This is a genomic window from Paracoccus sp. S-4012 (assembly GCF_009674885.1).
Classification (GTDB): Bacteria; Pseudomonadota; Alphaproteobacteria; order Rhodobacterales; family Rhodobacteraceae; genus Paracoccus.
Genome location: NZ_WKKA01000002.1, coordinates 343,389 through 370,109, shown reverse-complemented (window position 1 = coordinate 370,109; position 26,721 = coordinate 343,389). Strand labels below are relative to the sequence as shown.

Genomic DNA, 26,721 nt, shown 5'->3' with positions numbered 1-26,721 from the left:
CCATGTCCGACGCCGCGCCACTGCCCCCGTCTGCTGACGCCGTTGCCACCCTCCCTCTGGCCGGAGTTCTCGGCTGGCCGATCGCGCATTCCCGCTCTCCGGCCCTGCACGGTCATTGGCTCGCCCGCTACGGCATCGCCGGCCATTATGTGCCGCTCACGGTCGCGCCCGACCATCTGGCACAGGTGCTGCGGACGCTGCCGCTCGCGGGGTTCGTCGGCGTCAACGTCACCATTCCGCACAAGGAGGCGGTGCTGGCGCTCGCCGATGTCGTCACCGACCGCGCGGCGCTGATCGGGGCCGCCAACACGCTGATTTTCCGTCCTGACGGCCGCATCCATGCGGACAATACCGACGGCTACGGGTTCCTTGCCAACCTGCGTCAGCACGCCCCCGACTGGCACCCGGAGATTGAGCCGGCGGCCGTCATCGGGGCCGGCGGTGCGGCCCGGGCCGTGGTCGCCTCGCTGATCGAGGCGGGCGTGCCCGAGCTTCGCATCGCCAACCGCACCCGTATCCGGGCCGAGCAGATCAAGGCCGAGTTCGGGGCCAAGATCGTGGTCTACGACTGGGCGCAGCTTGGCAACATGCTCGACGGGGCGGGAACGGTGGTCAACGCGACCTCGGCGGGAATGGCGGGCAGGCCGGCGCTGCGCCTGCCAATGGAGGCACTGGCCCCCGGCACGCTGGTGACCGATCTCGTCTACAATCCCCTCGTCACGCCCTTCCTCGAGGAGGCCGCGGCGCGCGGCGCGGTCACGGTCGACGGCCTCGGCATGCTGCTGCACCAGGCCGCGCCGGGGTTCGAGCGGTGGTTCGGCCAGCGGCCGGAGGTGGACGAGGCCGCCCGCGCCGCGGTGCTGGCGTGACCTTCCGCCTCGGCCTCACCGGCTCCATCGGCATGGGCAAGTCCACCACAGCGGCCATGTTCGCGCGCCGCGGGCACCCGGTCTGGGACGCCGACGCCGCCGTCCACCGCCTCTACGCCCCCGGCGGCGCCGCCGTCGCGCCGGTCGCCGCGGCCTTCCCGACCGCGCTCCGCGAGGGGGGCATCGACCGCGGGGCGCTCAAGGCGGCGCTGGAGGCCGACCCCGCCGCCATCGCCCGGCTCGAGCAGATCGTCCACCCCCTAGTGGCCGCCGACCGCGGCGGCTTCCTCGCAGAGGCCGAGGCCAGCGGCGCCCCCATCGCGGTCCTGGACATACCACTGCTGTTCGAGACGGGCGGCGAGGCCAGCCTCGACGGCGTCGCCGTGGTCTCCGCCGGTGCCGCTGCGCAGCGGCACCGCGTCCTCGCCCGCCCCGGCATGACGCCCGAGATGTTCGACCTGATCCTTGCGCGCCAGCTTCCTGACGCCGAGAAACGCCGCCGCGCGACCTGGGTCATCCCGACCGACACGCCCGAGGGCGCGGAGGCCGCGGTGGACGCCATCTGCGCCCGGATCATGGAGGCCCGCAATGCGTGAGATCGTCCTCGACACCGAGACCACCGGCCTCGACCCGGCGACCGGCGACCGCATCGTCGAGATCGGCGCGGTGGAACTGGTGAACTACCTGCCCACCGGCCGCCACTTCCACCGCTACATCAACCCCGGCCGCCCGGTCCCGGCCGATGCCGTCGCGGTCCACGGCCTCGACGACGCCTTCCTTCGCGACAAGCCGCCCTTCACGGCCATCGTGGCGGAGTTTCTCGCCTTCATCGGCGATGACGCGCGCCTCGTGATCCACAACGCGCCGTTCGACATCCGCTTCCTCAACCACGAGCTCACCCTCACCGGACACCCGGCGCTGCCCTGGTCGCGCGCGCTCTGCACCCTTGCGCTTGCGCGCGAGAAGCTGCCCGGAGCGGCAAGCTCGCTCGACGCGCTCTGCCAGCGGTTCGGGGTCGACAACTCCGGCCGCGATCTGCACGGCGCGCTGCTCGACAGCCAGCTTCTGGCCGAGGTCTATCTGGAACTCGTCGGCGGCCGCCAGACGACCATCGCCTTCGAGGTCGTGGCTTCTGCCTCTCCCGACGCCGCAGCCCAGAGCGCCGCCCCGCGCCGCACGCGCCCGCAGCCCCTCGCGCCGCGGCTGACCGAGGCCGAGCGCGCCGCCCATGCCGCCTTCGTCGCGACGCTGGGCGAGGCCGCCGTCTGGCGCCGCTACGGCGCGTCCTGACGCGGGCGCCGCGGTTGCGCGCGGGCGCGATCCGCGCGAACCTCGGCCCCGTCCCTCCCGGCCCGGATCTCCATGCTCACCCAAGCCCGCGATCTCTGGAACTTCATCCAGTCCCTGTTCGAGCGGATGGACAAGATCCACATGGGCCTGATCGCCGCCGGGGTGGCCTTCTACGCCATGTTCGCGGTCTTCCCCGGCCTCGCCGCGATCATCGCGCTGTGGAGCCTCTGGTATGACCCCAACGTCATCCTGACCTATGTCACTATCGCCGAGGAGTTCATCCCCGAGCAGGCGGCCGAGATCCTGCACGCGCAGGTCTCGGCCCTGCTCTCGGGCGGGCGCACGCAGCTCGGCTGGGCGTCGATCGTCTCCTTCGCCATCGCCACGGTGGCAGCGCGGGCCGGGGTGGATGCGCTGATCCGCGGCCTGAACGCGGCCTATGGGGTGCGCTCGCACTCGACCATCATGGGTTTCGTGGTGGCCTACGTCCTGACGCTGGCCATCGTCGGCGTGGTGCTGATGGGGCTCGCGACGATCGTCATCGTGCCCCTGCTCATCAACCTGCTGACCTTCGGGCCGCTCCGCGCTTGGCTCATCACGGCGCTGCCTTGGGCCGCGATGTTTCTCATCGTCATCATCGGCATCGGCATCCTCTACCGCTACGGCCCCAACGTGAAGCGGCCGCGGACGCCGATCTTCACCTGGGGCGCGGTGATCGCGGCCCTCGCCTGGGCCTTTGCCTCGATCGCGTTCTCGTCCTATCTCTCCAGCTTCAACAGCTACAACCGGATCTACGGTTCCATCGGGGCTGTGGTGGCGCTGCTGATGTGGTTCTATCTCGCCGGGTTCTCGGTCCTGCTGGGCGCCCTCATCAATGTCGAGAACACGCGCCGCCGCCGTATCGCCGCCGCCCGCGCCGCGCGCGAGGCCGCGGTGACGGGCCAGTCTGCACAGGCGAAAGCATGACCCTGCCCCCCACCGCCCGTACCCATCCCGGCGCCCACAACCCGCTCGCCGCCGAGGTCGCCGTGGCGCTGACCTATAACGGCTCGACCGAGGCGGTGCTGATGGCTACCCCCGCCGATCTCGAGGACTTCGCCTACGGCTTCTCGCTGACCGAGGGCCTCGCCCGCCGCGAGGAGATCGAGCGGGTCGAGATCGTGCCGACCGAGCTTGGCATCGACGTGCAGCTCTGGGTGCACGAGGCCGTCGCGGCGCGCTTGGCCGCCCGCCGCCGCGCCCGCGTTGGCCCCGTGGGCTGCGGCCTCTGCGGGATCGAGACGCTGGCCGAGGCGATGCGCCAGCTTCCGGGGATCGCCCCGGGCGGCCCGTCTCTCAGCCGTGCGGATATCGAGGCGGCGATGGAGGCCCTCAGCGCCGCCCAGCCGATCCGCGAGGTGACGCGCGCCACCCATGCGGCGGGCTTCTGGAGCCCCGGCCGGGGGCTGGTCGCCGTGCGCGAGGACGTGGGCCGCCACAACGCTCTCGACAAGCTCGCAGGCGCCTTGCGCGGGGCCGAGCCGCGGGAGGGCGCGGTTCTGATGACGAGCCGCATTTCGCTCGATCTGGTGCAGAAATGCACGGTGCTCGGCGCGCCGATCCTGATCGGCGTCTCCGCCCCGACGGCGGCTGCGGCCGAGGCGGCGGAGGCGGCGGGGCTGACGCTGGTCGCGCCGGCGCGCACGAGCCGCCTCGAGGTGCTGACTGGCGCGGCACGGATCACCGGTTGACTGATTTACTCAGCAATTGCTGGCCTTGACAGGCTGCGCCGCGCCGGCCCAAGCTCAACTCTGAGCAACTGCGGTTCACAGTTTTAACAGGAGGGATTCCGATGAACGTCGATCTCTCGCGTCGGGGCTTTCTAAAGCTCGCCGGTGCGGGTGCGGTGGCGGCGACCTCGCTCGGGGCAATGGGCTTCGGCGAGGCAGAGGCAGCGGTGATGGCCTATGTGCGGCCGAACAAGCTGACCGCCACCACGGAAACCCGCAACACCTGCCCCTACTGCTCCGTCGCCTGCGGCGTGATCCTCTACTCCAAGGGCGACCGCACCCAGGGCGAGGTGGCCGAGCTGATCCATGTCGAAGGCGACGCGGACCACCCGACCAACCGCGGCACGCTCTGCCCCAAGGGCTCGGCGCTGAAGGATTTCGTCCGCTCCGAGACCCGCCTGACCGAGCCGAAGATCCGCCGCCCCGGCAGCGACCGCTTCGAGCCGATCACCTGGGAGGAGGCGCTCGACCGCATCGCCCGTGCGATGAAGGACGACCGCGACGCCAACCTCGTGACGGTCAACGACGCCGGAACCCCGGTGAATCGCTGGACCACCACAGGCTTCCTGGCCGCCTCGGCCACCACCAACGAGACCGCATGGGCCACCTTCAAGGTCGTCCGCGGTATCGGTATCGTAGGATTCGATAACCAGGCGCGCGTCTGACACGGCCCCACGGTGTCCAGTTTGGGCCCGACATTTGGCCGTGGAGCGATGACCAACTCCTGGACCGACATCAAGAATACCGACCTCGTGATCGTCATGGGCGGCAACGCCGCCGAAGCGCATCCCTGTGGCTTCAAATGGGTCACCGAGGCCAAGCACCATCGGGGTGCGAAGCTGATCGTCGTCGATCCGCGCTTCACGCGGACCGCGTCGGTGGCCGACATGTATGCGCCGATCCGCCCCGGCACCGACATTGCCTTCCTGATGGGCATGATCCGGTGGATGATCGAGAACGACAAGGTCGACTGGGACTACGTCAAGAACTTCACCAACGCCTCGTTCCTCGTGCGCGAGGACTTCGGCTGGCAGGACGGTCTGTTCACCGGCTATGACGAGGGCAAGCGCGACTACGACAAGGCAAGCTGGGACTATCAGTTCGGCGAGGACGGCTACGCGCTGACCGACCCGACGCTGCAGGACCCGCGCTGCGTCTGGAACATGCTCAAGGCGCATGTGGACGTCTACACGCCCGAATTCGTCGAGAACATCACCGGCACGCCGCGCGACAAGTTCCTGAAGATCGCCGAGATGATCGGCGAGACCTCGGCGGCCGACAAGACGATGACGTCGATGTATGCGCTCGGCTGGACGCAGCACTCCAAGGGGTCGCAGAACATCCGCGGCATGGCGATGCTGCAGCTGATCCTGGGCAATATCGGGGTGCGCGGCGGCGGCATGAACGCGCTGCGCGGGCACTCAAACATCCAGGGCCTGACCGATATCGGCCTGATGTCGAACCTGCTGCCCGGCTATCTGAACATGCCGACCGAGAAGGAGCCCGACTGGACCACCTACATGGAGTCGCGCCAGTTCCGGCCGCTCATGGAGGGTCAGACCAGCTACTGGCAGAACTACTCCAAGTTCATGGTTTCGTTCATGAAATCCATGTGGGGCGATGCGGCCACGCCGGAGACCGACTGGGCCTATCACTACCTGCCCAAGCTCGACGTGCCGGCCTACGACATGCTGCGCATGTTCGAGCTGATGCATCAGGGCCACGTCAACATCTACTTCTGTCAGGGCTTCAACCCGCTGCTGGCGCTGTCCAACCGCGGCAAGAACACCGAGGCCCTGGCGAAGCTGAAGCTGCTCGTGGTCATGGACCCGCTCGAGACCGAGACGTCGCGGTTCTGGGAAAACCACGGCATCTACAACGACGTGGACCCTGCGGCGATCCAGACCGAGGTGATCCAGCTGCCCTCGACCTGCTTTGCCGAGGATGAGGGCTCGCTGGTCAACTCGGGCCGCTGGCTGCAGTGGCACTGGCCGGGGGCGACCGCGCCCGGACAGGCGCAGACAGACGTCTGGATCATGGCCCAGATCTTCCTGCGGCTGCGGGAGCTCTACCGCACCGAGGGCGGCGTGGTGCCGGAGCCGATCCTGAACCTGACCTGGGACTACGCGGACCCGAACGAGCCGACGGCCGGCGAGCTCGCGCGCGAGATGAACGGGCGCGCGCTCACCACCCTCACCGATCCGAACGATCCCTCGAAGGTGCTGGTGGAGGCGGGGCAGCAGGTGCTGAACTTCAGCCAGCTCAAGGACGACGGCTCGACCATGTGCGGCAACTGGATCTATTCCGGGAGCTGGAACGAGAACGGCAACAACATGGCGCGCCGGGACAACAGCGATCCCGACAACACCGGCACCTACCAGAACTGGGCGTGGAGCTGGCCGATGAACCGGCGCATCCTCTACAACCGGGCTTCGGCCGATCTCGACGGCAACCCGCGCGATCCGTCACGGCCGCTGATCTGGTGGAACGGCGAGCGGTGGGAGGGCTACGACGTGCCCGACATCGCGGTGACGGCGCCGCCCGGACAGGTGATGCCGTTCATCATGAACCCGGAAGGGGTCTCGCGGCTCTTCTCGCGCGGCATGATGCGCGACGGGCCGTTCCCGACCCACATGGAGCCCTTCGAGAGCCCCATGCAGAACGTGTTCAACGACCGGATGCGGGGCAATCCCGTGGCCCGCGTGTTCGAATCGGACGTGGAGCAGTTCGCCACCAGCGAGGAGTTCCCGTTCGTCGGCACCAGCTACCGGCTGACCGAGCACTTCCACTACTGGACCAAGCACAACCGCGTGAACGCGGTCATGCAGCCGGAGTTCTTCGTCGAGATCAGCGAGGAACTGGCAGCCGAGCGTGGCATCGCCCGGGGCGGCATGGTCCGGGTGTGGTCGAAGCGCGGCTCGGTGCAGGCCAAGGCGGTCGTCACCAAGCGGATCAAGCCGCTCATCTGCGGCGGCAAGCCGGTCCATGTGGTCGGCATCCCGCTGCATTGGGGCTTTACCGGCGCGGCGCGGAAAGGCTTCGGCCCGAACACGCTGACGCCCTTCGTGGGTGACGCCAATATCGAGACGCCGGAGTTCAAGGCGTTCCTCGTCAACATCGAGCCTCTGGCAGGGGAGCCGATCGCATGAGCACCGAGACCGCCTCCCAGCCCGTCACCGCCGTCGCCAACCCTCCGACGGTTCCCCTGGCCGCGGGCTTCGATGCCCGCGACCTGGTCCGCATCTCGGCCACGACCCAACAGCCCACCCCCGAGCGTCAGCTGACGCCCGTGGCCAAGCTGATCGACGTGTCGAAATGCATCGGCTGCAAGGCCTGCCAGACCGCCTGCGTCGAGTGGAACGACACCATCCCCGAGATCGAGGAGAATGTCGGCGTCTACGAGAACCCGCACGACCTGACGCCTGACATGTTCACGCTCATGCGGTTCACGGAGTACGAGAACGAGGAGACCAACAACCTCGAATGGCTGATCCGCAAGGACGGCTGCATGCATTGCGAGGACCCGGGCTGCCTCAAGGCCTGCCCGGCCCCCGGCGCCATCGTGCAGTATTCCAACGGGATCGTGGATTTCATCCACGAGAACTGCATCGGCTGCGGCTACTGCATCTCGGGCTGTCCGTTCGACATCCCGCGGCTCAGCCAGCGCGACCACACGGTCTACAAATGCACCCTGTGCAGCGACCGCGTCGCCGTGGGGCAGGGTCCGGCTTGCGCCAAGGCCTGCCCGACGCAGGCCATCGTCTTCGGCACCAAGGACGACATGAAGGCCCATGCCGAGGAGCGCATCGCCGACCTGAAGTCGCGGGGCTACGACAATGCCGGCCTCTACGACCCGGCGGGCGTCGGCGGCACGCATGTGATGTATGTGCTGCATCACGCCGACAAGCCGTCCCTCTATGAGGGCCTGCCGGACGACCCGGTCATCGCCGGCACGGTGGAGGCGTGGAAGGGCCCGACCAAGACCATCGGCCTCGCCGCCATCGCGCTCGCCGCGGTGGGCAGCATCGTCCACAACGTCATGACCCGTCCGAACGCCGTCTCCGTCAACGACGAGCGGCAGGCCGGCGACATCGTGGACGCGGCCGCGCCGCCTGACTCGACTCCGCCGCGGAGGGACCAGGCATGAGCAAGGACCGCGTCTACTCCGAGCCGGGCGACCGCATCGTCGCCCGGCAGCCCGTGGTCGAGGTCCACCGCTACCGCGGCCTCACCCGGCTCAACCACTGGATCACGGCGATCCTGCTGATCCTGCTGCTGGTCTCCGGCCTGGCGCTGTTCCACCCGTCGCTCTATGGGCTGACCGCGCTTTTCGGGGGCGGGCAGACGACCCGCTGGCTCCACCCGTTCCTGGGGGTGGCGCTCGTCATCAGCTTCACCATCCTCGCGCTGCAGCTGTGGAAGCTGAACCTGATCCGGCGCGAGGACATCACCTGGGCGAAGAACCTCGACGCCGTGATGAAGGGCGAGGAGGAGCGGCTGCCGGAGGTCGGCAAGTACAACCTCGGGCAGAAGTTCATCTACTGGAGCATGGTCTTCCTGATCCTGCTGCTGATCGCGACCGGCATCCCGATCTGGTACCAGTATTTCCCCGACGTGGTGACGACCGAGACGCGGCGGGTGATGCTGCTGACGCATTCCATCGCGGCGGTGCTCATCATCCTGGTCTTCATCCTGCACGTCTACGCGGCCTTCTGGACCAAGGGCACGATCCGCGCCATGACCCGCGGCACCGTGACCGGCGGCTGGGCCTTCCGCCACCATCGCAAGTGGCTGAGGGAACTGGCTGGACGTCAGCGGGTCGATCCCGCAGAGTAACCGCTGGCGCGCCCCGACGATCGGTCGGGGCGCGGTAGCCGGTCGCATGCGAGGTGCCATGTCCCAGCAAGCAACAAACATTTCCGGCGGCGTCCCGACGCCGGTCTTCGCCTTCCTGCCGGTCCCGGCAGACGTCTTTTCCGCCCGCGCCGCGCGCTTCCGCAAGCTCGCCGCCGAGGGGCTGCTCGCGCCCTATCTGGCCTTCCTCGCCGATCTCTCGGCGCTTCAGGCCGGGATCGCCGCCGAGGCGGAGCCGCTGGCCGCGCCGGCCACGAAGCCCGCCTGCGGCATGCCGCATCTCGACCGCGCCCGCCTCGCGCAGTCGCCCGAGCTTCTCGCCGCGCTCGACGCCTTCCTCGTCCGCGCCCGGAGGCTGGACATGCCGGCCCAGGCGCGCCTCGCGCTTGATGCCCTTGCCGCGGCCGAGGAGGGCGAGCGTCGCGACGCCATCACGCGCGTCCTCTCCGACGAGATCCCCGGGGACTCAGTCGCCGCCCACCTCTTCGCCGCCGCGGCCATGCAGGTCGAACTGGCCCGCCGCGCGGCGGGCCTCGAGGCCGATGCCTTGACCCCGGTAGCCGCCGGAACCTGCCCTGCCTGCGGCGGCAAGCCGGTGGCGAGCGTGGTCGCCGCCGACCTCAGCACGGTGGAGGGCACCCGCTACGCCTGCTGCGCCAGCTGCGCCACCCGCTGGAACGAGGTTCGGATCAAGTGCCTCAACTGCGGCTCGCTGAAGGGCATCACCTACCGCGCCCTCGAGGCGGAGGGCGCGGCCGAGCCGGCGATAAAGGCCGAGGCCTGCCATGAATGCGGCAGCTGGCTGAAGATCATGCACCAGATCCGTGAGGCGGGCCTCGACCCGGTGGCGGATGACGTGGCCAGCCTCGGCCTCGACCTCCTGATGCGCGAGACCGACTTCATCCGCGCCGGATTCCACCCCTTCCTCGCGGGATACTGATGCAGGCGCTTCGGGCGCTGCCGTCGGTCGATGCGCTGCTGGGGACTGACGGGGGACGCGGGCTGACCGAGCGTCACGGCCGGGCGGCGGCAACCGACGCGCTGCGCGGCGCGCTTGCTTCCCTTCGCGCAGCCATCCGGCACGGAGAAATCCCGCCCGCTGATCCCGAAGCCGCCGTTCTGGCCGCCGCCGGGGCGCAGCTCGACGCCGCGGCGCTCAGCCCCCTGCGCCCGGTCCTGAACCTGACCGGCACGATCCTGCACACCAATCTCGGCCGCGCCCTGCTGGCCGAGGCCGCGATCGAGGCGGCCACCCTCGCCATGCGCGAGGCCGTGGCCCTCGAATACGACCTCGCCAGCGGCGCGAGGGGCGAGCGCGACGACCACCTGCTCCGGCTGCTGGTCGAGCTGACCGGGGCCGAGGACGCCACGGTCGTCAACAACAACGCGGCAGCCGTCCTGCTGGCGCTGAACACGCTCGGCGCGGGCCGGGAGGCGATCGTCTCGCGTGGCGAGCTGATCGAGATCGGCGGCGCTTTCCGCATGCCCGACATCATGGCGCGTGCCGGGGTCATCCTGCGCGAGGTCGGCACCACCAACCGCACGCATGAGCGCGACTACCGCGCGGCCTTCGGGCCGCAGACCGGCCTGATCCTCAAGGTCCACACCTCCAACTACCGCATCGAGGGCTTCACCGCCGAGGTTGCCGCCCCGCGTCTCGCCGCCCTCGCGCGCGAGGCCGGGGTGCCGTTGCTCAATGATCTTGGCTCCGGCTCGCTCGTAGACCTCGCCCGCTTTGGCCTCCGGCGCGAGCCGACCGTGGCCGAGGCCGTGGCCGAGGGCGCTGACGTCGTCACCTTCTCCGGCGACAAGCTGCTCGGCGGGCCGCAGGCCGGGTTCCTCGTAGGCCGCCGCGAGGCCATTGCCGCCATCAACCGCAACCCCATGAAGCGCGCGCTGCGTCTCGACAAGATCCGCATTGCCGCCCTCGAGGCGACGCTGCGCCTCTTCCGCGACCCCGACCGCCTGACCGAGCGGTTGCCGACCCTGCGAAGCCTTGCGCGCCTGCAGCCGGAAATCGCGGCACAGGCCGACCGCCTCGCGCCGCGCGCCGCGGCGGCCCTCGCACGGCTGGGCGTCACCGTCACCGTTTGCGCCTGCGAGTCGCAGGTCGGCTCCGGCGCCTTGCCGACCGACACGCTGCCCTCCGCCGGCCTGCGCCTCGACGCGCCCGGAGACGGCACCGCGCCGGAACGGCTCGCCACCCGCCTGCGCGGCGTCTCGCGTCCGATCATCGGCCGCATCGCCGAGGGCGCGCTGATCCTCGACCTCCGCGCGCTCACCGACGAGGACGCGCTGATCGCCAGCCTCGTGGAGGCGGGGCGCCCGTGATCGTCGGCACCGCGGGCCATATCGACCACGGCAAGACCGCCCTCGTGAAGGCGCTGACCGGCGCCGATGTCGACCGCCTGAAGGAGGAGAAGGCGCGCGGCATCACGATCGAGCTGGGCTTTGCCTATGCCGATCTGGGGACGGGCGTGGTGGGCTTCGTCGATGTGCCGGGGCACGAGAAGCTGGTGCACACGATGGTCGCGGGGGCGGGCGGGATCGATCTGGCGCTGATCGTGGTGGCGGCGGATGACGGGGTGATGCCGCAGACGCGCGAGCATGTGGCGATCCTCGACCTGCTCGGCGTGCCGCGGGCGATCGTGGCGCTGACCAAGGCCGACCTCGCGGACGAGGCGCGGCGCGGGGCTGTCGCGGCTGAGGTCGCTGCAGTGCTGGCAGGAACCGCGCTTGAGGGCGCGGAGGTCGTGGCGGTGTCGTCGCTGACCGGCGAGGGCATCGCGGGCCTGCGCGACCGGCTTGCGCGGGCGGCGGCGGAAACGCGGGCGCGGGCGGCGGAGGGCGGCTTCCGGCTGGCGGTGGACCGCAGCTTCAGCATGACCGGCGCGGGCACGGTGGTCACCGGCACGGTGCATTCCGGCCGGATCGCGACGGGCGACGAGGTGGTCGTCAGCCCCTCGGGCCTGACCGCCCGCGTGCGCGAGCTTCGGGCCGAGAGCCGCAGCGCCGCCTCGGCAGGGTCGGGCCATCGCGTGGCGTTGAACCTCGCCGGGCCGGGCATCGCCAAGGACGCCATCCACCGCGGGGACGAGATCGTCGCGCCTGCGCTGCATGCGCCGACCAGCCGCATCGACGCCGAATTGCGGCTCCTCGCGTCCGAGGCGCGGCCGCTCACCTCCGGCAGCCGGGCGCGGCTGCACAGCGGCACCGTGGAGGCGGGGGTGCGGATCGTGGCGCTCGGCGCTGATGCCGTGCCCGGCGGGGCGGCGGCCATGGTGCAGCTGGTCCTCGACCGGCCGATCGCCACCTCATGGGGGCGCCGCTTCATCCTGCGCGACGTGTCGGCCCAGCGGACGCTCGGCGGCGGGCGGTTCATCGACCTGCGCCCCCCGGCGCGGAAGCGGGCGACGCCCGAGCGGCTGGCGCAGCTTGAGGCCATGTCCGTGTCCGACCCGGCCGAGGCGCTTGCCGCGCAGCTTGCCGCCCCGCCGCGCATGGTCGCCTGGGACGCCTTCCTGCGCGACCGCAACCTCGACCCCGGCGCCCTCGACGGGCAGGCGGTCGTCCTCGGGGCCGCCCCCGATCGCGTCGCCCTTGCCCCTCCCACGGCGGAGACGCTGCGCGCCGACATGACCGCCACCCTGGCCGCGTTCCACGTGGAACATTCCGACCTCCAAGGCATGGCCCCGGAGCGCCTGCGCCTCGCCCTCAACCCGCGCCTGCCGAAGCCCGCCTTCGCAGCGCTCCTCGCCGCCGAGGCCGCGCGCGGCGAGTTCCGGCTGGACAGCGGCTTCGCGCGCCTGCCCTCGCACGAGGTGCGGATGACGCCCGAGGACCAGGGGATCTATCAGCGCTACATCGCCGGCCTCGGCGGTGAGGGCCGGTTCCGACCGCCCCGCGTGCGCGACTTTGCCACTGTCGAGGGCGAGGACGAGCGCGAGGTCCGCCGCGTCATGCGCCTCGCCGCGCGGATGGGCCGGGTCGATCAGATCAGCCGCGACCACTTCTTCCTGCGGCCCACGACCGAGGAAATGGCCGACATCGTGCGCCGCCTCTCGGCCGCTGCGCCGGATGGCTGGTTCAGCGCGCCCGCCCTGCGCGACGAGCTTCGGAACGGCCGAAAGGTGGCGATCGAGATCCTCGACTTCTTCGACCGCCACGGGCTAACCTTGCGCCGTGGCGACCTGCGCCGGGTCAACCCGCATCGCGCCGATCTGTTCGGCGGCGGGAACCGGGGCGAGGGGGCTTAGAGGAAGAGAATCGTCCCCGGTGGGGCGGCCGGACTTCAAATCCGGTTGCGGCAGCGAGCCTGTCGCGGGTGGGTTCGACTCCCATTCTCTTCCGCCAGCCCCGCGCACGGGGCTGGCGTGAGGGTCGCCAGTCAGCCGCCCGAAGCCGCAGGCACGGCATCCGGCGCCCCGCCGAGGTCCAGCCCGCGCGCGGTCGGCGGCTGCCAGCTCTTCGACACCGCCACGGCGCCCGAGGGGTTGGTGCCGATGAAGGCCCCGCCGGTGCCGCCGGTCCAGCCGGTCGAGCCGGCCGCGCCGGGGGCGGTGCCGTCGGCCGCGTTGACCGGCGCGGTCGCCGGTTCGGCCTGGGTGCTGTCGGGCGTCGCGGCAGCGGGATCCGCCGCCGCGAGGGCTTCATCCGAGGCTTGCGCTGAATCGAGCGTGTCAGCCGCCTGCGCCGCCGGGATTTCCCCGAAGCCCGGCAGCGGCGGGCGATCGACCGTCAGCACCGGGCCGGTCACCTCCGCCGGCGGCACCGGTGTCGAAACGTTGCCGCTGGCCGCGACTTCGGGGGGCACCGCGGGCGCGGGCGCCTGGGCATAAGCGCCCCCGGCCATAAGCCCGGCGATGAGCGTGATACGCAGCATGTGCATGATCGCCTCCCTGATGCGTTCGTGATCGCATCCATGCTGCACCAAGCCCGGCCGAGCTTGCAAGTTCCCTCGCGGGCGCGGGTCAGGCGGTGACGGTGACGCTCGAGCCGGCCTCGACGCGGCCGATGACGGCGGCGTCAGACAGCCCCTCGGCCCGGATCGCGTCCAGCAGCCGCCCGGCCGCCTCGGGCGCGCAGGAGATCAGCAGCCCGCCCGAGGTCTGCGGATCGGTCAGCAACGCCCGGCGCCAGTCAGGCAGGCCCTCCGGCAGCGTCACCTCGGCCCCGTAGGAGGCCCAGTTGCGCCCCGACGCGCCGGTGACGAAACCCCGCTGCGCGAGCGTCTCGGCCTGCGGCAGCCACGGCAGCGCATCCGCGTCGATCACCACCCGCGCGCCCGACCCCCGCGCCATCTCGAGCCCGTGGCCGAGGATGCCGAAGCCGGTGACGTCGGTCATCGCGTGGACATCAGCCTCTCCCGCAAGGGTGAGGCCGATGCGGTTCAGCGTCGTGGTGACGCGGATCATGTCGGCGAGGCCGTCCTCCGACAGCGCCTGCTTCTTGATGGCGGCCGAATAGACTCCGACGCCCAACGGCTTGGTCAGGATTAGCGCGTCACCGGGCTTGGCGCTGTGGTTGCGGCGCAGGTCCTCGGGGGCGCAGAGGCCGATCACGGCGAGGCCGTAGACCGGCTCCGGGCAGTCGATCGAATGGCCGCCGGCGACCGGGATGCCGGCCTCGGCGCAGATCGAGGCGCCGCCCTGCAGGATCTCGCGGATCATCTCGACCGGCATGGCGTTGATCGGCATGCCGACGATGGCCAGCGCCATGATCGGCCGCCCGCCCATGGCGTAGATGTCCGAGATCGCGTTGGTCGCGGCGATGCGGCCGAAGTCGCGCGGGTCATCCACCATGGGCATGAAGAAGTCGGTGGTGGCGATCACGCAGGTCTTGTCGTCCACCTGCCAGACGGCGGCGTCGTCGGCCTTGTCGTTGCCGACCAGAAGCTGCGGGAAGGCCGCGGCGAGCGGCTGGTTCGCCAGCAGTTCCTGCAGCACCGAGGGCGCCAGCTTGCAGCCGCAGCCGCCGCCATGCGCGAGGTCGGTCAGGCGAACCGTCGTGTCCATGTCGGTCTCCTCAGGCCGCGGCGCTCAGGCCGCCTCGATCCCCTGGCTGGAGGCGAAGAACATCGCCTGGCTGACCGCCGAGCGCACCTGCTCCTCGCTGTAGGGCTTGGAGATCAGGAAGGCGGGCTCCGGCCGGTCGCCGGTCAGCAGCCGCTCGGGGAACGCGGTGATGAAGATCACCGGCAGCTCGCCCATGCTGACCAGCAGCTCGTTGACCGCATCGACCCCCGAGGAGCCGTCGGCCAGCTGGATATCGGCGAGGATCAGGTCCGGGCGCCGCTCTCCCGCGAGCTCGATGGCCGCGGAATGGGTGCGGGCGACGCCGGTGACCTCGTGGCCCATGGCCTGCACGATGCCCTTGAGGTCCATCGCGATGATCGTCTCGTCCTCGATGATCATCACCTTGCCGCGGATCGCGCGGCCCATCTCGTTCAGCGCGATCTGCACCAGTTCCTCGGCCTCGTCCTGCGGCAGGCCCATGATCTCGGCGATCTGGTCGTAGCGCAGCTCCTCGATCGTGCGCAGCAGCAGCGCCTCGCGCGAGTTGGGCGTCAGCCCGGCCAGATGCGACTGCACCTGTCGCGCGCGGTTGTTGTCGTCGGCCTCGGCGATGGGCTGGCCGCTCGACTGCCAGATTGCGTGAAAGGTGCGGTAGAGGCCCACGCGCACGTCGTTGCCGTCGATCAGGTTGCGGTCGGCGAGAATGGCCTCCAGTGTGGCGGCGGCGTAGTTGTCGCCCGCCGTCTGGTTGCCGGTCAGCGCACGGGCATAGCGGCGCAGATAGGGGAGTTCGCGCCCGATGGACTTTGCGAGATCGGATGACATCGAATAAACCCCGTGACTTGAAGCAAATGCGGAACCTGCCGGGCTGCTTAGCCGTTGCGGCAGGTGCACACAAGGTTCCGGACCCGAGAATGAACATCAAGAAAGAGGAGCGCAGGCGGGCTGCGATCGAGAAGCAGATCGACGAGAACTTGCGCCGAGTATACGAGCAGGACGCCACCAAGGACGTCCCCGACCGCTTCCTCAGCCTGCTGGCGCAGCTGCGCGAGCAGGAGTGACCATGACACGCGAGAAGCAGCCCGGACCGAAAAGCGGTGCCAATCCGCGCGAGGAGCTGGTGGATCACCTGCCAGCCCTTCGGGCATTTGCGCTGTCGCTGACGCGCGAGGGCGCCTCGGCCGATGATCTGGTGCAGGACACCATCATCAAGGCCTGGACCAATATCGACAAGTTCCAGGCGGGCACAAATCTTCGCGCCTGGCTGTTCACGATCCTGCGAAACACCTTCTATTCCGCCCGCCGCAAGACCCGGCGCGAGGTGTCGGACACCGACGGCATCCACGCCGCCCGGCAGGCGACCCGGCCCGAGCATGACGGGCGGCTGGCGATGAACGACTTCCGCGTCGCCTTCGCCCAGTTGCCCGACGAGCAGCGCGAGGCGCTGATCCTCGTCGGCGCCTCGGGCTTCTCCTACGAGGAGGCGGCGCGGATGACCGGGGTGGCGGTCGGCACCGTCAAGTCGCGCGCCAACCGCGGCCGCCGGCGGCTGGCGGAGCTTCTGCATCTGGCCGAGGGCGAGGAGCTCGAGATGACCGACCGCGCGACGCTGGCCGTGATGGCATCCAACGGCATCGTGAACCGCTGAGCCGCCCGGTGTTCGGGCGTCTCGGCGATCGCATTGATTTCTTCAACGGCCTCGGCTTCCGCCTGGGCTTCCTGCTGTCGCTGGCGATCCTGCCGATCGGGCTGATCTCGCTCGTGCAGACCCTGAACCTCTCGCGCGAGGCGGCGCGATCGGGCGAGCTGGCGCTGCTCGGGCGCACCGCCGCGGCGGCGGCGGGCGAGCGGGCGCTGATCCAGGGCGCCCTCGGCACCGCCGACGCGCTCGGCCCCGCGGTGCTCGAGACCATCGCCGATCCGGCTGCCTGCTCGTCGATGATGCGCAACTTCGTCTCCCGCAACGCCAGCTACGTCTATGCCGGCTTCACCGGCCTCGACGGCCTGTCGCGCTGCAACAGCTCGGGCGAGATGGCCGACCTGCGGGACAGCAAGGGCTATCCGAAGTTCATGGCGGATCCCTCCACCTTCATCGTCGCGAACCAGAACGGGAGCGTGACCGGCCGCTCGGTGGTCGTGGTCGGCCAGCCGCTTTACCGCGAGAGCGAGCTTCTGGGCTATGTCGCGGTGTCGATCACCCATGACCTGCTGCGCTCGACCCATGCCAGCGACTTCAGCGTCAGCAATTCCAACATCCTGACCTTCGGCAGTCGCGGCGAGGTGATCTCGGCCTATGCCCCGAGCGGCGTCGACATCGAGGACCTGCTGCCCCGCGACGTGCCGCTGACCGCGCTCGCCGCCGGGCAGGAGTTCACCTTCCACGACGCGGCGGCCGACGGCGCCGACCGCATCTTCGCCGTGGTGCCCATCGTGCCCGGCCTCGCCTTCGCGCTCGGCAGCTTCACCCGCGCGGATACCGGCGCCGCCGGGCTGACGGCGGCGCGGGTGGGCGCGGTGGCGATGCCGCTGCTGCTGTGGCTGGTGTCCATCGGTGTCGCCTATCTGGCGGTCTTCCGCCTCGTGCTGCGCCATGTGCGCGAGTTGCGGGGCCAGATGCGGCGCTTCGCCGTGGGCGACCGTTCGAACCTGCCGCGGGTGATCCACGAGGCCCCGGCCGAGCTGCGCGACGTGTCGCAGACCTTCCACAACATGGCCCGCATCCTCGTGCGCGACGAGGCGCAGCTCGAGGATGCGGTGGCCGAGAAGACGGTGCTGCTGAAGGAGGTCCACCACCGGGTGAAGAACAACCTCCAGCTCATCGCCTCGATCATCAACATGCAGAGTCGGCTGCTCGACGATCCCGAGGCGCGGCGGGTGCTGCGCAGCGTGCAGGACCGCGTGTCGAGCCTCGCCAGCATCTATCGCAACCTCTACCAGGCCGAGCATCTGGACGCCGTCGAGGCCGACCGGCTGATTTCAGACATCGTGGCGCAGATGACGGCGGCGACGCGCGGGCTTCACGGGCGGATGCGGATCGAGACCGACATCCGCCCGCTGACGCTGCTGCCCGACCAGGCCGTGCCGCTGTCCCTGCTGGCGACCGAGGCGCTGACCAACGCGCTGAAATACGCGGGCCCCGCCCCGGGCGAGGAGCGTCCCTGGGTTCGCATCGTGCTGCGCCCCGACCCGCCCGGCCATGCGGTGCTGGAGATCTCGAACTCCATCGACGCCTCGGAGGGCAACCCTGCGGGAACCGGCCTCGGCAGCCAGCTGATCGACGCCTTCTCGATGCAGCTCGACAGCGCGGCCGAGACCGAGGCGTGCGAGGACGCCTACCACCTGCGCCTGCGCTTCGCCGTCGAGCAGCACGCCGCCCGCGAACCGGACGCCGAGCGCGCCGTGGTCCTGACCTCCGCCGCCCGCGCGGGCGCGACCCATTGAGGCTGCGCTGCTGCGGCATCCGCTGCGCCTTGGCGGCCCGGCGCGGCCCCGCTAGAACGGGACGATGCCGGAACTCGCCCGCCTCACCGACGCCGACGCCGCGCTGACGGCCGCCCTCGGCCGCAGTCTCGGCCTCGCCGCGCGGCCGGGGCAAAGCTACCTGCTCGACGGCCCGCTCGGCTCCGGCAAGACCCATCTCGCCCGCGCCTTCATCCGCGCCCGCCTCGGCAACCCGGCGGAGGACGTGCCCAGCCCCAGCTTCACGCTGGTCCAGACCTATGATGACCCCGCGGGCGGCCCGTCGATCTGGCACGCCGACCTCTACCGCCTCGCGGACGCCTCCGAGACGGCGGAACTGGGCCTCGACGAGGCCGACCCACGCGACATCCGCCTGATCGAATGGCCCGACCGTCTGGCGCAGGTGCCGCCGGATGCGTTGTGGGTCACCTTCCGGCCGGGCAGCGGGCCGGAGCTGCGCGAGATCACGCTGAGCGCGGCTGGCGGCTGGTCCGCTGCGAAGCGGGCGGCGGATCAGGCCCGGTTCCTCGGCGAAGCGTGCTGGGCGGATGCCGACCTTGTCCCCCTCGCCGGGGATGCGTCGAGCCGCCGCTATCTGCGCGCCACGCGGGCCGCCGAAACCGCGGTCCTCATGGACGCCCCGCCCGGCAGCCAAGGCGCCTATACCTCGATGACCCGGTGGCTCCGCACCCGCGGTTTCCACGCGCCCGAGATCCTCGCCGCGGACCCGGAGGCGGGCTTCCTGCTGCTCGAAGACCTCGGCGACGACCTGATCGCCCGCGTCCTGGAGGCCGGCCCCTCGCTCGCCCCCGAGGCCTATGCCCGGATCACCGACTTGCTGGCCGCGCTGCACCGCCACCCGCCCGCGCCGGGCATTCCGGCGCTCGACGGCCCCGAACTGGCCCGGCAGGCGGGCCTTTTCGCGGAATGGTATGGCCCCGCCGCAGGCGCCCCGCCCGGCTGCGACCGCGCCATCGCGACTGCCATCGAGACGCTCCACGCCCGCCTCTGCGAGGACGCGCCCCCCGTCACCGGCCTGCGCGATTTCCACGCCGAGAACATCGTCTGGCGCGGCGACGCGCCCTTAGGCCTCCTCGACTTCCAGGACGCCGTCGCGGTCCACCCCGCCTACGACCTCGTCTCCGCGCTGCAGGACGTGCGCCGCGATGTCGCCCCCGAGATCGAGCGCGCCGCCCTCGACCGCTACCTCGCCGCGACCGGCGCCGACCGCGATAGCTTCACCGCCGCCTACGCCCTCCTCGGCGCGCAACGGAACCTCCGCATCCTCGGCATCTTCGCCCGCCTCTGCCTTCAAGACGGCAAGCCGCGCTACCTGGCCTTCATGCCCCGCGCCTGGGCGCATCTGCAGCGCGATCTCGCCCATCCCGCGCTCGCGCCGCTCGCCGAGGCGCTTGCCGGCGTCCCGGCACCGACGCGTGACCTGATCGACCGATTGCGAGCCCGATGCCCGACGCCCTGATGCTCTTCGCCGCCGGGCGCGGCACGCGCATGGCGCCGCTGACCGACCGCGTGCCGAAGCCGCTGATCGAGGTCGGCGGCCTCACGCTGCTCGACCGCGCCCTCGACCTCGCCCGGGAGGCGGGGATCGGGCGCGTGGTCGTGAACATCCACCACCTCGGCGGGCAGATCGAGGCGCATCTCGAAGGCCGCCCCGGCATCACGATTTCAGACGAGCGCGACGAACTGCTGGAAACCGGCGGCGGGCTGAGGAAGGCCCTGCCGCTGCTCGGGCCCGAGCCGGTCCTGACGCTGAACCCCGACGCGGTCTGGACCGGCCCGAATCCACTGCCGGCGCTGCTCGCCGCCTGGGAGCCAGAGCGGATGGACGGGCTGCTGATGCTGGTCCCCGCCGCGCGCGCCACCTGCCGCGTCGGCCCGGGCGACTTCTCGATTGACGCCGAGGCTCGCCTCACCCGCGGCGGGCCCCTGGTCTACGGCGGCGCGCAGATCATCCGCACCGAGCGGCTGGCCGCGATCCCCGACGCCGCCTTTTCGCTCAACCGCCTCTGGGACCTGATGCTCGCCGAGGGCCGCGCCTTCGGCCTGATCCATCCCGGCGGCTGGTGCGATGTCGGCCGCCCCGAATGCATCCCCGAAGCCGAGGCACTGCTGGCATGAGCTTTTCCGGCCTCTACGCCCTGCCGCCCGGCGTCGATTTCGCCGCCGAGACCGTCGCCGGCCTCATCGACCGCATGGCCGGCCAGCCCCCCGAAGCGATGGCGCGGGTGTCGCTCTGGGCCAACTCGGGGCGGACACTCACGGCGCTGCGCCGCGCCTTCGAGGCGCGCGGGCCGATGCTGCTGCCGCGGATGCGGCCGATCGCGGACCTCGGCGGCGGCCCGCTCGAGGCGCCGCTCGCGCGTGAGCTGGACCTGGCGAGGCTGATCTCCGGCCTCGTCGCGCGCCGCCCCGCGCTCGCCGGCGGGCAGTCGGCGCCGCGGCTGGCGCGCTCGCTCGCGGCGCTGATGGCCGAGATGCAGAGTGAGGGCTGCGGCCCCGACGCGCTCGACCGCGTCGACGTGGGCGACCATGCCGAGCACTGGCGCGAGGCGCAGGCGTTCCTCAGGATCGCCGCCGACTGGGCGCTGTCCGGCCCGCCCCGCGACCGCGAGGCGCGGCAGCGCGCGGCGGCGGAAGCGGCGGCGGCGGACTGGGCCGCCGGGCGGAACTTCCCCGAGGGGCCGGTGATCGTCGCGGGCTCGACCGGGTCGCATGGGGCCACGCGGCTCTTCATGGAGGCGGTGGCGGCGCTGCCGCAGGGGGCGGTGATCCTGCCGGGCTTCGACTTCGACCAGCCGGAGGCGGTCTGGGCACGGCTCGACCGCCGGGCCGAGGACCACCCGCAGGCGCGATTCGCGCCTCTGCTCGAGACGTTCGGCCCGCCGCAACCATGGCGGGCGACGCCCGCCGCGGCACCGGCGCGCAACCGCCTCGTCTCGCTGGCGCTGCGGCCCGCCCCCGTCACCGACCAATGGGTCGCCGAAGGCCCCGCCCTGGGCGATCTGCGTCCCGCGGCCGAGGGGCTGACGCTGGTCGAGGCCCCCGACCTCGCCGCCGAGGCGCGCGCGATCGCCGTGGCGATCCGCGGCGCGATGGCGGACGAGCGCCGCGTCACCCTGATCGCCGCCGACCGGGCGCTTACCCGGCGCGTGGCGGCCGAGCTCGACCGCTGGGACATCGTGGCCGACGACAGCGCCGGGCGGCCGCTGCCGCTGACCCCGCCGGGGCTGTTCCTGCGGCAAGTGGCGTCCCTGAACGGGCAGGCGCTGACCATCGACGCGCTGCTGGCGCTGCTGAAGCATCCGGTGACGTCCAGCGGCACGGCCGGTCCCAAGGGCGACCACCTGCGCTTCACCCGCGACCTCGAATTGCACCTGCGCCGCCACGGCCCCGCCTTCCCCGACGCCGCCTTCCTGCGCGGCTGGCCCGCGCGGCACCGCGAGGGGACGGTGGCCGCCTGGGCCGACTGGCTCGCCGCGCTGCTGGACCGGATCGCGCCGCTGGCCGGGGACAAGGCCGCCCGGCCGCTGCCCGACCGGCTGGCCGAGCATCGCGCCCTTGCCGAGGCGCTTGCCGCCGGACCGGAGGGGGATGCCGCGGCGTCGCGCCTCTGGGACCGGCGCGACGGGGCGCTCACGCGGGGGGTGATGGACCAGCTGGCTGCCCATGCCGGCGACAGCCACATGCTCGACCCGCAGGGGTTCTCGGACCTCCTCGCCGCGCAACTCCAGACGCAGGCCGAGCGGCTCGACCTCGAGGCGCATCCGCTGGTCCGCATCCGCGGCCCGCGCGAGGCCCGGTCCGAGGCCTGCGCGGGCGGGCTGGTGATCCTCGCCGGGCTGAACGAGGGCAGCTGGCCGCAGCCGCTCGCGCCCGACGCCTGGCTCAGCCGCCCGATGCGGCTCGATGCCGGGCTGACGCTGCCCGAGCGGGTCGTGGGTCTCGCCGCGCATGACTTCCAGCAGGGGATCGCGGCGGGAGAGGTGATTCTCACCCGCGCGGCGCGCGATGCGGAGGCTGAGACGGTGCCCTCGCGCTGGCTCAACCGGCTGATGAACCTGATGGCCGGGCTTCCGGCGCAGCACGGGCCCGAGGCGCTGAAGGCGATGCGCGGACGCGGCGAGGCGCTGCTGACGCTGGCGCGCGCGCTCGCCACGCCGCGCAGCACCGAAGCGCCCGCGCCGCGCCCGGCGCCGGTTCCGCCCGCCCCGGCCTTCGCGCGGCTCTCCGTCACCGAGGTCGCGACCCTGATCCGCGACCCCTATGCGATCTACGCCCGCCACGTCCTGAAGCTGCGCCCGCTCGACCCGCTGCACCCCGAGCCTGACGCGGCGCTGCGCGGCGAGGCGCTGCACCGGGTCGCGCAGCGGTTCCTCAGCCCCGCGCCCGCCGCGGGAACGCCGAGGGCGGCGCTCGTCGCCCGCTTCCTCGCCATCGCCGACGAGGTGCTGGCCGAGGACGTGCCCTGGCCCGCCGCCCGCGCCTTCTGGATGGCCCGGCTGCGCCGGATCGCGCCGCGGCTGATGGCCGACGAGGCGCTGCGGCTGCAGGCGGGGGCGCCGATGGTGCTGGAATCGCGCGCGGAATACGCCGTCCCCGGCCTCGGCGTCAGCCTCATCGCGCGGCCGGACCGCATCGACCTGCGCCATGACGGCAGCGCGCATGTCTATGACTACAAGTCCGGCAAGCCGCCGACCGTTGACCAGATCAGGTCCTTCGACAAGCAGCTGCCGGTGACGGCGGCGCTCGTGCAACGCGGCGCCTTTCCTGGTCTGGGGCGACCCGAAGTCACGGGCCTGGCCTATATCTCCCTCTCCGAGAAGGGCGAGCCGGGCGACCGCAGCAAGGCGCTGCCGGAGGTCCCCGCGACCTGGGACCGGCTGGTTGTCCTCATGCGGCGCTATCTGGCAGGCGAGATCGGCTTCACCGCGCGCAGGGCGATGGAGCAGAACCGCTTCGGCTCGGACTATGACCGCCTCTCGCGCTTTGGCGAGTGGAGCGCGGCGACGCCGCCCACGGTGATCCGCCTCGGGGACCAGTCATGCTGAACCGCGCCATCCATGACGCAACGCGCCGCCAGATCGAGGCCGCCGCACCCGACCGTTCGACCTGGCTCACGGCCAATGCCGGCTCGGGCAAGACCAAGGTGCTGACCGACCGGGTGGCGCGGCTCCTGCTGCGCGGCACGGCGCCCGAGCGCATCCTGTGCCTGACCTACACCAAGGCCGCGGCGGCCGAGATGCAGAACCGGCTTCTGCAGCGTCTGGGGGGCTGGGCGATGCTGCCCGATGCGGAGCTGCGCGAGGCCCTGGCCGAGATCGGAGCCGAGGGCGATGGCGATCTCGCGGCGGCGCGGCGGCTGTTCGCCCGCGCCATCGAGACGCCAGGCGGGCTGAAGGTGCAGACCATCCACGCCTTCTGCGCCGGCGTCCTGCGCCGCTTCCCGCTGGAGGCCGGGGTGCCGGTCGGCTTCACCGAGCTCGACGACCGCACCGCCGCCCAGCTTCGGGCCGAAATCGTGGAGGAACTGGCGGTGGAGGGTGGCGAAGACATCGCCGACCTGACGACGCTGCTGCACGCGCCCGAGGGTCTCGACGGCTTCCTCGCCGCGGTGACGCGGGCTGAGACGCGCTTCGACCAGCCACCCGATCCGCCCGCGCTTTGGGACTTCCTCGGCCTGCCGCATCCCTATGAGGCCGACCGGCTGCTGGCCGAGGTGCTGGACCCCGAGGATGCTGAGATGATCGAGGCGCTCATTCCGTTGCTGCGCGCGGGGGGGGCGAATGACGGAAAACTGGCTCAGAAGCTGGAAGCGCACGACTGGCACGCGCCGGGGCTGGCGCAGCTGGGTTTGCTGGAGTCGGTCCTGCTGTTTGGCGGCACGGCGAAGACGCCTTTCGCCGCCAAGGTCGGCGGCATCCCCACCAAGGCGCTGCGCCTTGGCAGTTGCGCCCAATACGCCGACCCGCTCGACCGCCTCATGTGCCGCGTCGAGGAGGCCCGCACCCGGCGCATGGCCCTCGACTTCGCGCAGCGCAGCCTGCGCCTGCACCGCTTCGCCCACAACTTCACCCGCCGCTATGCCGAGGCCAAGCGGGCGCGCGGCTGGCTCGACTTCGACGACCTGATCGCGCGGACGGCGCGGCTGCTGTCCTCGGCCGGGATGGCGCAATGGGTGCTGTTCCGGCTCGACGGCGGCATCGACCACATCCTCGTGGACGAGGCGCAGGACACCAGTCCGGGCCAGTGGGAGGTGATCGAGCGGCTGGCGGCGGAGTTCACCGCAGGGACCGGCACGCGCGCGGCTGGCGAGCGGACGCTGTTCGTCGTCGGCGACCCGAAGCAGTCGATCTACTCCTTCCAGGGCGCCGACATCGCGGTCTTCGACGCCCGCCGCCACCGCTTCGAGGCTGACTTCCACCGCATCGGCTCGCCCATGCAGGACACGGCGCTGCTGCATTCCTTCCGCAGTTCGCCGCTGATTCTCGACCTCGTGGACCGGGTGTTTCAGGGCCCCGCGGCCGAGGGCCTCGGCACCCCGCCCGAGCATCGGGCCTTCCACGAGGGGCGGCCGGGGCGCGTGGACCTCTGGCCCGTGGTGCCGAAGCCTGACACCCCGCCCGAGCGGGAGTGGGACGACCCGCTGGACCAGCCCGAGGCCGACAGCCACATCGCCCGGCTGGCCACGGGGGTGGCGGCGGGCATCCGGCGGATGCTGGACGAGGGCACCCGGATCGTGACGCGCAAGGGCGAGCGCGCGCTCGAGCCCGGCGACGTGCTGATCCTCGTGCAGCGCCGCAGCGAGCTTTTCGACGCCATCATCCGCGCCTGCAAGTCCGAGCACCTGCCGATCGCCGGGGCCGACCGGCTGCTGCTGGACGACGAGATCGCCGTCGGCGACATCCGCGCGCTGCTCAATTTCATCGCCACGCCCGAGGACGACCTGTCGCTGGCCGAAGCGCTGCGCTCGCCGCTGTTCGGGCTGGACGAGGCGGCGCTGTGGCAGCTGGCGGCGGGGCGGCAGCGCTCCCTCTGGGCCGAACTGCGCGAGCGCGGGCCGGAGGAGGTGCGCGAGGCGGTGTCGGACCTGCTGCGCGTCTCGGGCCACCTGCGCCCCTTCGAGCTGATCTCGCGCATCCTCACGCGCCACAATGGCCGCGAGCGGCTGCTGGCGCGGCTCGGGCCGGAGGCCGAGGACGGCATCGACGAGTTGCTGACGCAGGCGCTGGCCTATGAGCGGACGGCGGTGCCGTCGCTGACGGGGTTTCTGGTGTGGCTCGACTCGGGCGAGACCGAGGTGCGGCGGCAGGCGGGCGGCGGTGGCATGGTGCGGGTGATGACCGTCCACGGCGCGAAGGGGCTGGAGAGCCCGGTCGTGATCCTGCCCGACTGCGCCAAGCTGAAGCTGCCGCATGAAGGCAGCGTCCTGACCCTCTCCGATCGGGCCGCGGTGCTGCGGGGGACCAAGGGGGAGCGGCCGGAGCCGGTGGAGACGGCGGTGGCCGCCCGCGGCGCGCGGCAGGAGGAGGAGCGGCGGCGTCTCCTCTATGTCGCGCTGACGCGGGCCGAGAGCTGGCTGATCGTGGCGGCAGCGGGGGAGGCTGGCGCCGGAACCGAGAGCTGGCACGCGATGGTGACCGAGGGGTTCGAGCGCGCCGTGGAGGACGCGGCCGGTGAGGAGACCGCGCTGCCTGAGCCGGTGCCCGGGGCGGGCGAGGGGCGGCGGCTGAGTTTCGGGGACTGGCCGTCGGCCGCTGCGCCGGTCCCGCGAGAGCCGGCGGTGCCGCAGGCCGAGCCGGCGTGGCTGCGGCTGCCGCCGGAGCCGGTCGCCCGCCCAGTGCGCCCATTGGCCGCGACGGCCCTTGGCGGCCCGAAGGCGCTGCCCGGCGGCGAGGGCGGCGATGCCGAGGCGGCGATGCTGCGCGGCACGCGGCTGCACCTCCTGCTGGAGCATCTGCCGGAGACGGCCGCGCAGGCAGCCGACCTGCTCGCCACGGCGGAAGGCGGCCTGCCCGCGCCCGACGAACTGGCCGGGCTTCTGGCGGAGGTCGAGGCGCTGACGACCGCGCCGCATCTCTCCGAGGTGTTCACCCCGCGCGCTGGCGAGGACATCCTGCGCGAAGTCCCGCTCACTGCGCCGCTGCCGGGGCTTGGCATCCTGTCCGGCACCGTGGACCGCCTGGTCGTCGGCCCTGACCGCATCCTCGCCATCGACTACAAGTCGAACGCCGAGGTGCCCGCGCGGCCGGAGGACACGCCCGAGGGCATCCTGCGCCAGATGGCCGCCTACCGCGCCGCGCTCGCCGCGATCTGGCCGGGGCGGCGGGTCGAGACGGCGATCCTCTGGACCCGCACGCGGGTCCTGATGCCGCTCCCCGATGCGGCGCTCGACGCCGCCGCCGGGCGGGTTGACCCGGCCCTCGGCCGTGCATAGCTCTGCCTCAA

21 protein-coding genes and 1 tRNA gene are annotated in these 26,721 nt (G+C 71.7%); 19 read left to right on the top strand and 3 right to left on the bottom strand.

Annotated elements, in window-relative coordinates; translation table 11 throughout:
• Positions 1-2: 2 nt before the first annotated feature.
• The 12 genes from GI374_RS05190 (at position 3) to GI374_RS05135 (ending at position 13,135) form a co-directional block, all read left to right on the top strand.
• The gene (locus tag GI374_RS05190; protein ID WP_154335941.1) at positions 3-869 is read left to right on the top strand and encodes a shikimate dehydrogenase; all 867 of its coding nucleotides are present in this window, start codon (positions 3-5) and stop codon (positions 867-869) included.
• The gene (coaE, locus tag GI374_RS05185; RefSeq protein ID WP_370515156.1) at positions 866-1,465 is read left to right on the top strand and encodes a dephospho-CoA kinase; all 600 of its coding nucleotides are present in this window, start codon (positions 866-868) and stop codon (positions 1,463-1,465) included. The genes GI374_RS05190 and coaE overlap by 4 nt, the downstream gene beginning before the upstream one ends.
• On the top strand, positions 1,458-2,159 hold the full coding sequence (gene dnaQ / locus GI374_RS05180) for a DNA polymerase III subunit epsilon (protein ID WP_154335940.1): 702 nt from the start codon (positions 1,458-1,460) through the stop codon (positions 2,157-2,159). Before coaE ends, dnaQ begins: the two co-directional genes overlap by 8 nt.
• 72 nt (positions 2,160-2,231) lie before the next feature.
• Entirely contained in the window at positions 2,232-3,125 is an 894-nt protein-coding gene (locus GI374_RS05175) for a YihY/virulence factor BrkB family protein (protein WP_154335939.1), read from the top strand.
• Entirely contained in the window at positions 3,122-3,889 is a 768-nt protein-coding gene (gene fdhD, locus GI374_RS05170) for a formate dehydrogenase accessory sulfurtransferase FdhD (RefSeq protein ID WP_154335938.1), read from the top strand. The genes GI374_RS05175 and fdhD overlap by 4 nt, the downstream gene beginning before the upstream one ends.
• A gap of 101 nt (positions 3,890-3,990) precedes the next feature.
• Positions 3,991-7,077 (top strand): formate dehydrogenase-N subunit alpha, encoded by a 3,087-nt coding sequence (gene fdnG, locus GI374_RS05165; protein ID WP_154335937.1) that lies wholly within the window; start codon positions 3,991-3,993, stop codon positions 7,075-7,077.
• Complete coding sequence (gene fdxH / locus GI374_RS05160) at positions 7,074-8,075, top strand: formate dehydrogenase subunit beta (RefSeq protein WP_154335936.1); 1,002 nt, start codon at positions 7,074-7,076, stop codon at positions 8,073-8,075. The genes fdnG and fdxH overlap by 4 nt, the downstream gene beginning before the upstream one ends.
• Positions 8,072-8,764, top strand: a complete 693-nt coding sequence (locus GI374_RS05155) for a formate dehydrogenase subunit gamma (RefSeq protein WP_154335935.1) — start codon at positions 8,072-8,074, stop codon at positions 8,762-8,764. Before fdxH ends, GI374_RS05155 begins: the two co-directional genes overlap by 4 nt.
• 58 nt (positions 8,765-8,822) lie before the next feature.
• Positions 8,823-9,722 (top strand): formate dehydrogenase accessory protein FdhE, encoded by a 900-nt coding sequence (fdhE, locus tag GI374_RS05150; protein WP_154335934.1) that lies wholly within the window; start codon positions 8,823-8,825, stop codon positions 9,720-9,722.
• Positions 9,722-11,113, top strand: a complete 1,392-nt coding sequence (gene selA, locus GI374_RS05145; RefSeq protein ID WP_154335933.1) for an L-seryl-tRNA(Sec) selenium transferase — start codon at positions 9,722-9,724, stop codon at positions 11,111-11,113. The genes fdhE and selA overlap by 1 nt, the downstream gene beginning before the upstream one ends.
• A complete protein-coding gene (selB, locus tag GI374_RS05140; protein ID WP_370515155.1) occupies positions 11,110-13,038 on the top strand; it encodes a selenocysteine-specific translation elongation factor in 1,929 nt (642 codons plus the stop codon). The genes selA and selB overlap by 4 nt, the downstream gene beginning before the upstream one ends.
• 1 nt (position 13,039) lies before the next feature.
• Positions 13,040-13,135: transfer RNA gene (locus tag GI374_RS05135), tRNA-Sec, on the top strand.
• Between the two features lie 34 nt (positions 13,136-13,169).
• Here GI374_RS05135 and GI374_RS19040 read toward each other — a convergent pair.
• The 3 genes from GI374_RS19040 to GI374_RS05120 form a co-directional block, all read right to left on the bottom strand.
• Entirely contained in the window at positions 13,170-13,670 is a 501-nt protein-coding gene (locus GI374_RS19040) for a hypothetical protein (RefSeq protein ID WP_229582611.1), read from the bottom strand.
• 82 nt (positions 13,671-13,752) lie between these two features.
• Entirely contained in the window at positions 13,753-14,796 is a 1,044-nt protein-coding gene (gene selD, locus GI374_RS05125) for a selenide, water dikinase SelD (protein ID WP_154335932.1), read from the bottom strand.
• Between the two features lie 24 nt (positions 14,797-14,820).
• Positions 14,821-15,621, bottom strand: coding sequence for a response regulator (locus tag GI374_RS05120; RefSeq protein ID WP_154335931.1), 801 nt, complete (start codon positions 15,619-15,621; stop codon positions 14,821-14,823).
• An 89-nt stretch (positions 15,622-15,710) separates the two neighbouring features.
• Between GI374_RS05120 and GI374_RS05115 the strand changes: the two genes are divergently transcribed.
• The 7 genes from GI374_RS05115 (at position 15,711) to addA (ending at position 26,710) form a co-directional block, all read left to right on the top strand.
• Positions 15,711-15,857, top strand: a complete 147-nt coding sequence (locus GI374_RS05115) for a NepR family anti-sigma factor (RefSeq protein ID WP_154335930.1) — start codon at positions 15,711-15,713, stop codon at positions 15,855-15,857.
• A gap of 2 nt (positions 15,858-15,859) precedes the next feature.
• Positions 15,860-16,444, top strand: coding sequence for an RNA polymerase sigma factor (locus GI374_RS05110; protein WP_154335929.1), 585 nt, complete (start codon positions 15,860-15,862; stop codon positions 16,442-16,444).
• Positions 16,445-16,452: 8 nt separating this feature from the next.
• Positions 16,453-18,237 carry a sensor histidine kinase gene (locus tag GI374_RS05105; protein ID WP_370515154.1) on the top strand — a complete coding sequence of 595 codons (1,785 nt, stop codon included), beginning with the start codon at positions 16,453-16,455 and terminating at the stop codon, positions 18,235-18,237.
• A gap of 64 nt (positions 18,238-18,301) precedes the next feature.
• Positions 18,302-19,735, top strand: a complete 1,434-nt coding sequence (locus tag GI374_RS05100; RefSeq protein ID WP_154335927.1) for a bifunctional tRNA (adenosine(37)-N6)-threonylcarbamoyltransferase complex ATPase subunit type 1 TsaE/phosphotransferase — start codon at positions 18,302-18,304, stop codon at positions 19,733-19,735.
• Positions 19,720-20,394 (top strand): nucleotidyltransferase family protein, encoded by a 675-nt coding sequence (locus GI374_RS05095; RefSeq protein ID WP_154335926.1) that lies wholly within the window; start codon positions 19,720-19,722, stop codon positions 20,392-20,394. The genes GI374_RS05100 and GI374_RS05095 overlap by 16 nt, the downstream gene beginning before the upstream one ends.
• A complete protein-coding gene (gene addB / locus GI374_RS05090; protein ID WP_154335925.1) occupies positions 20,391-23,324 on the top strand; it encodes a double-strand break repair protein AddB in 2,934 nt (977 codons plus the stop codon). The genes GI374_RS05095 and addB overlap by 4 nt, the downstream gene beginning before the upstream one ends.
• A complete protein-coding gene (addA, locus tag GI374_RS05085) occupies positions 23,318-26,710 on the top strand; it encodes a double-strand break repair helicase AddA (RefSeq protein ID WP_154335924.1) in 3,393 nt (1,130 codons plus the stop codon). Before addB ends, addA begins: the two co-directional genes overlap by 7 nt.
• The last annotated feature ends 11 nt before the right edge of the window (positions 26,711-26,721 follow it).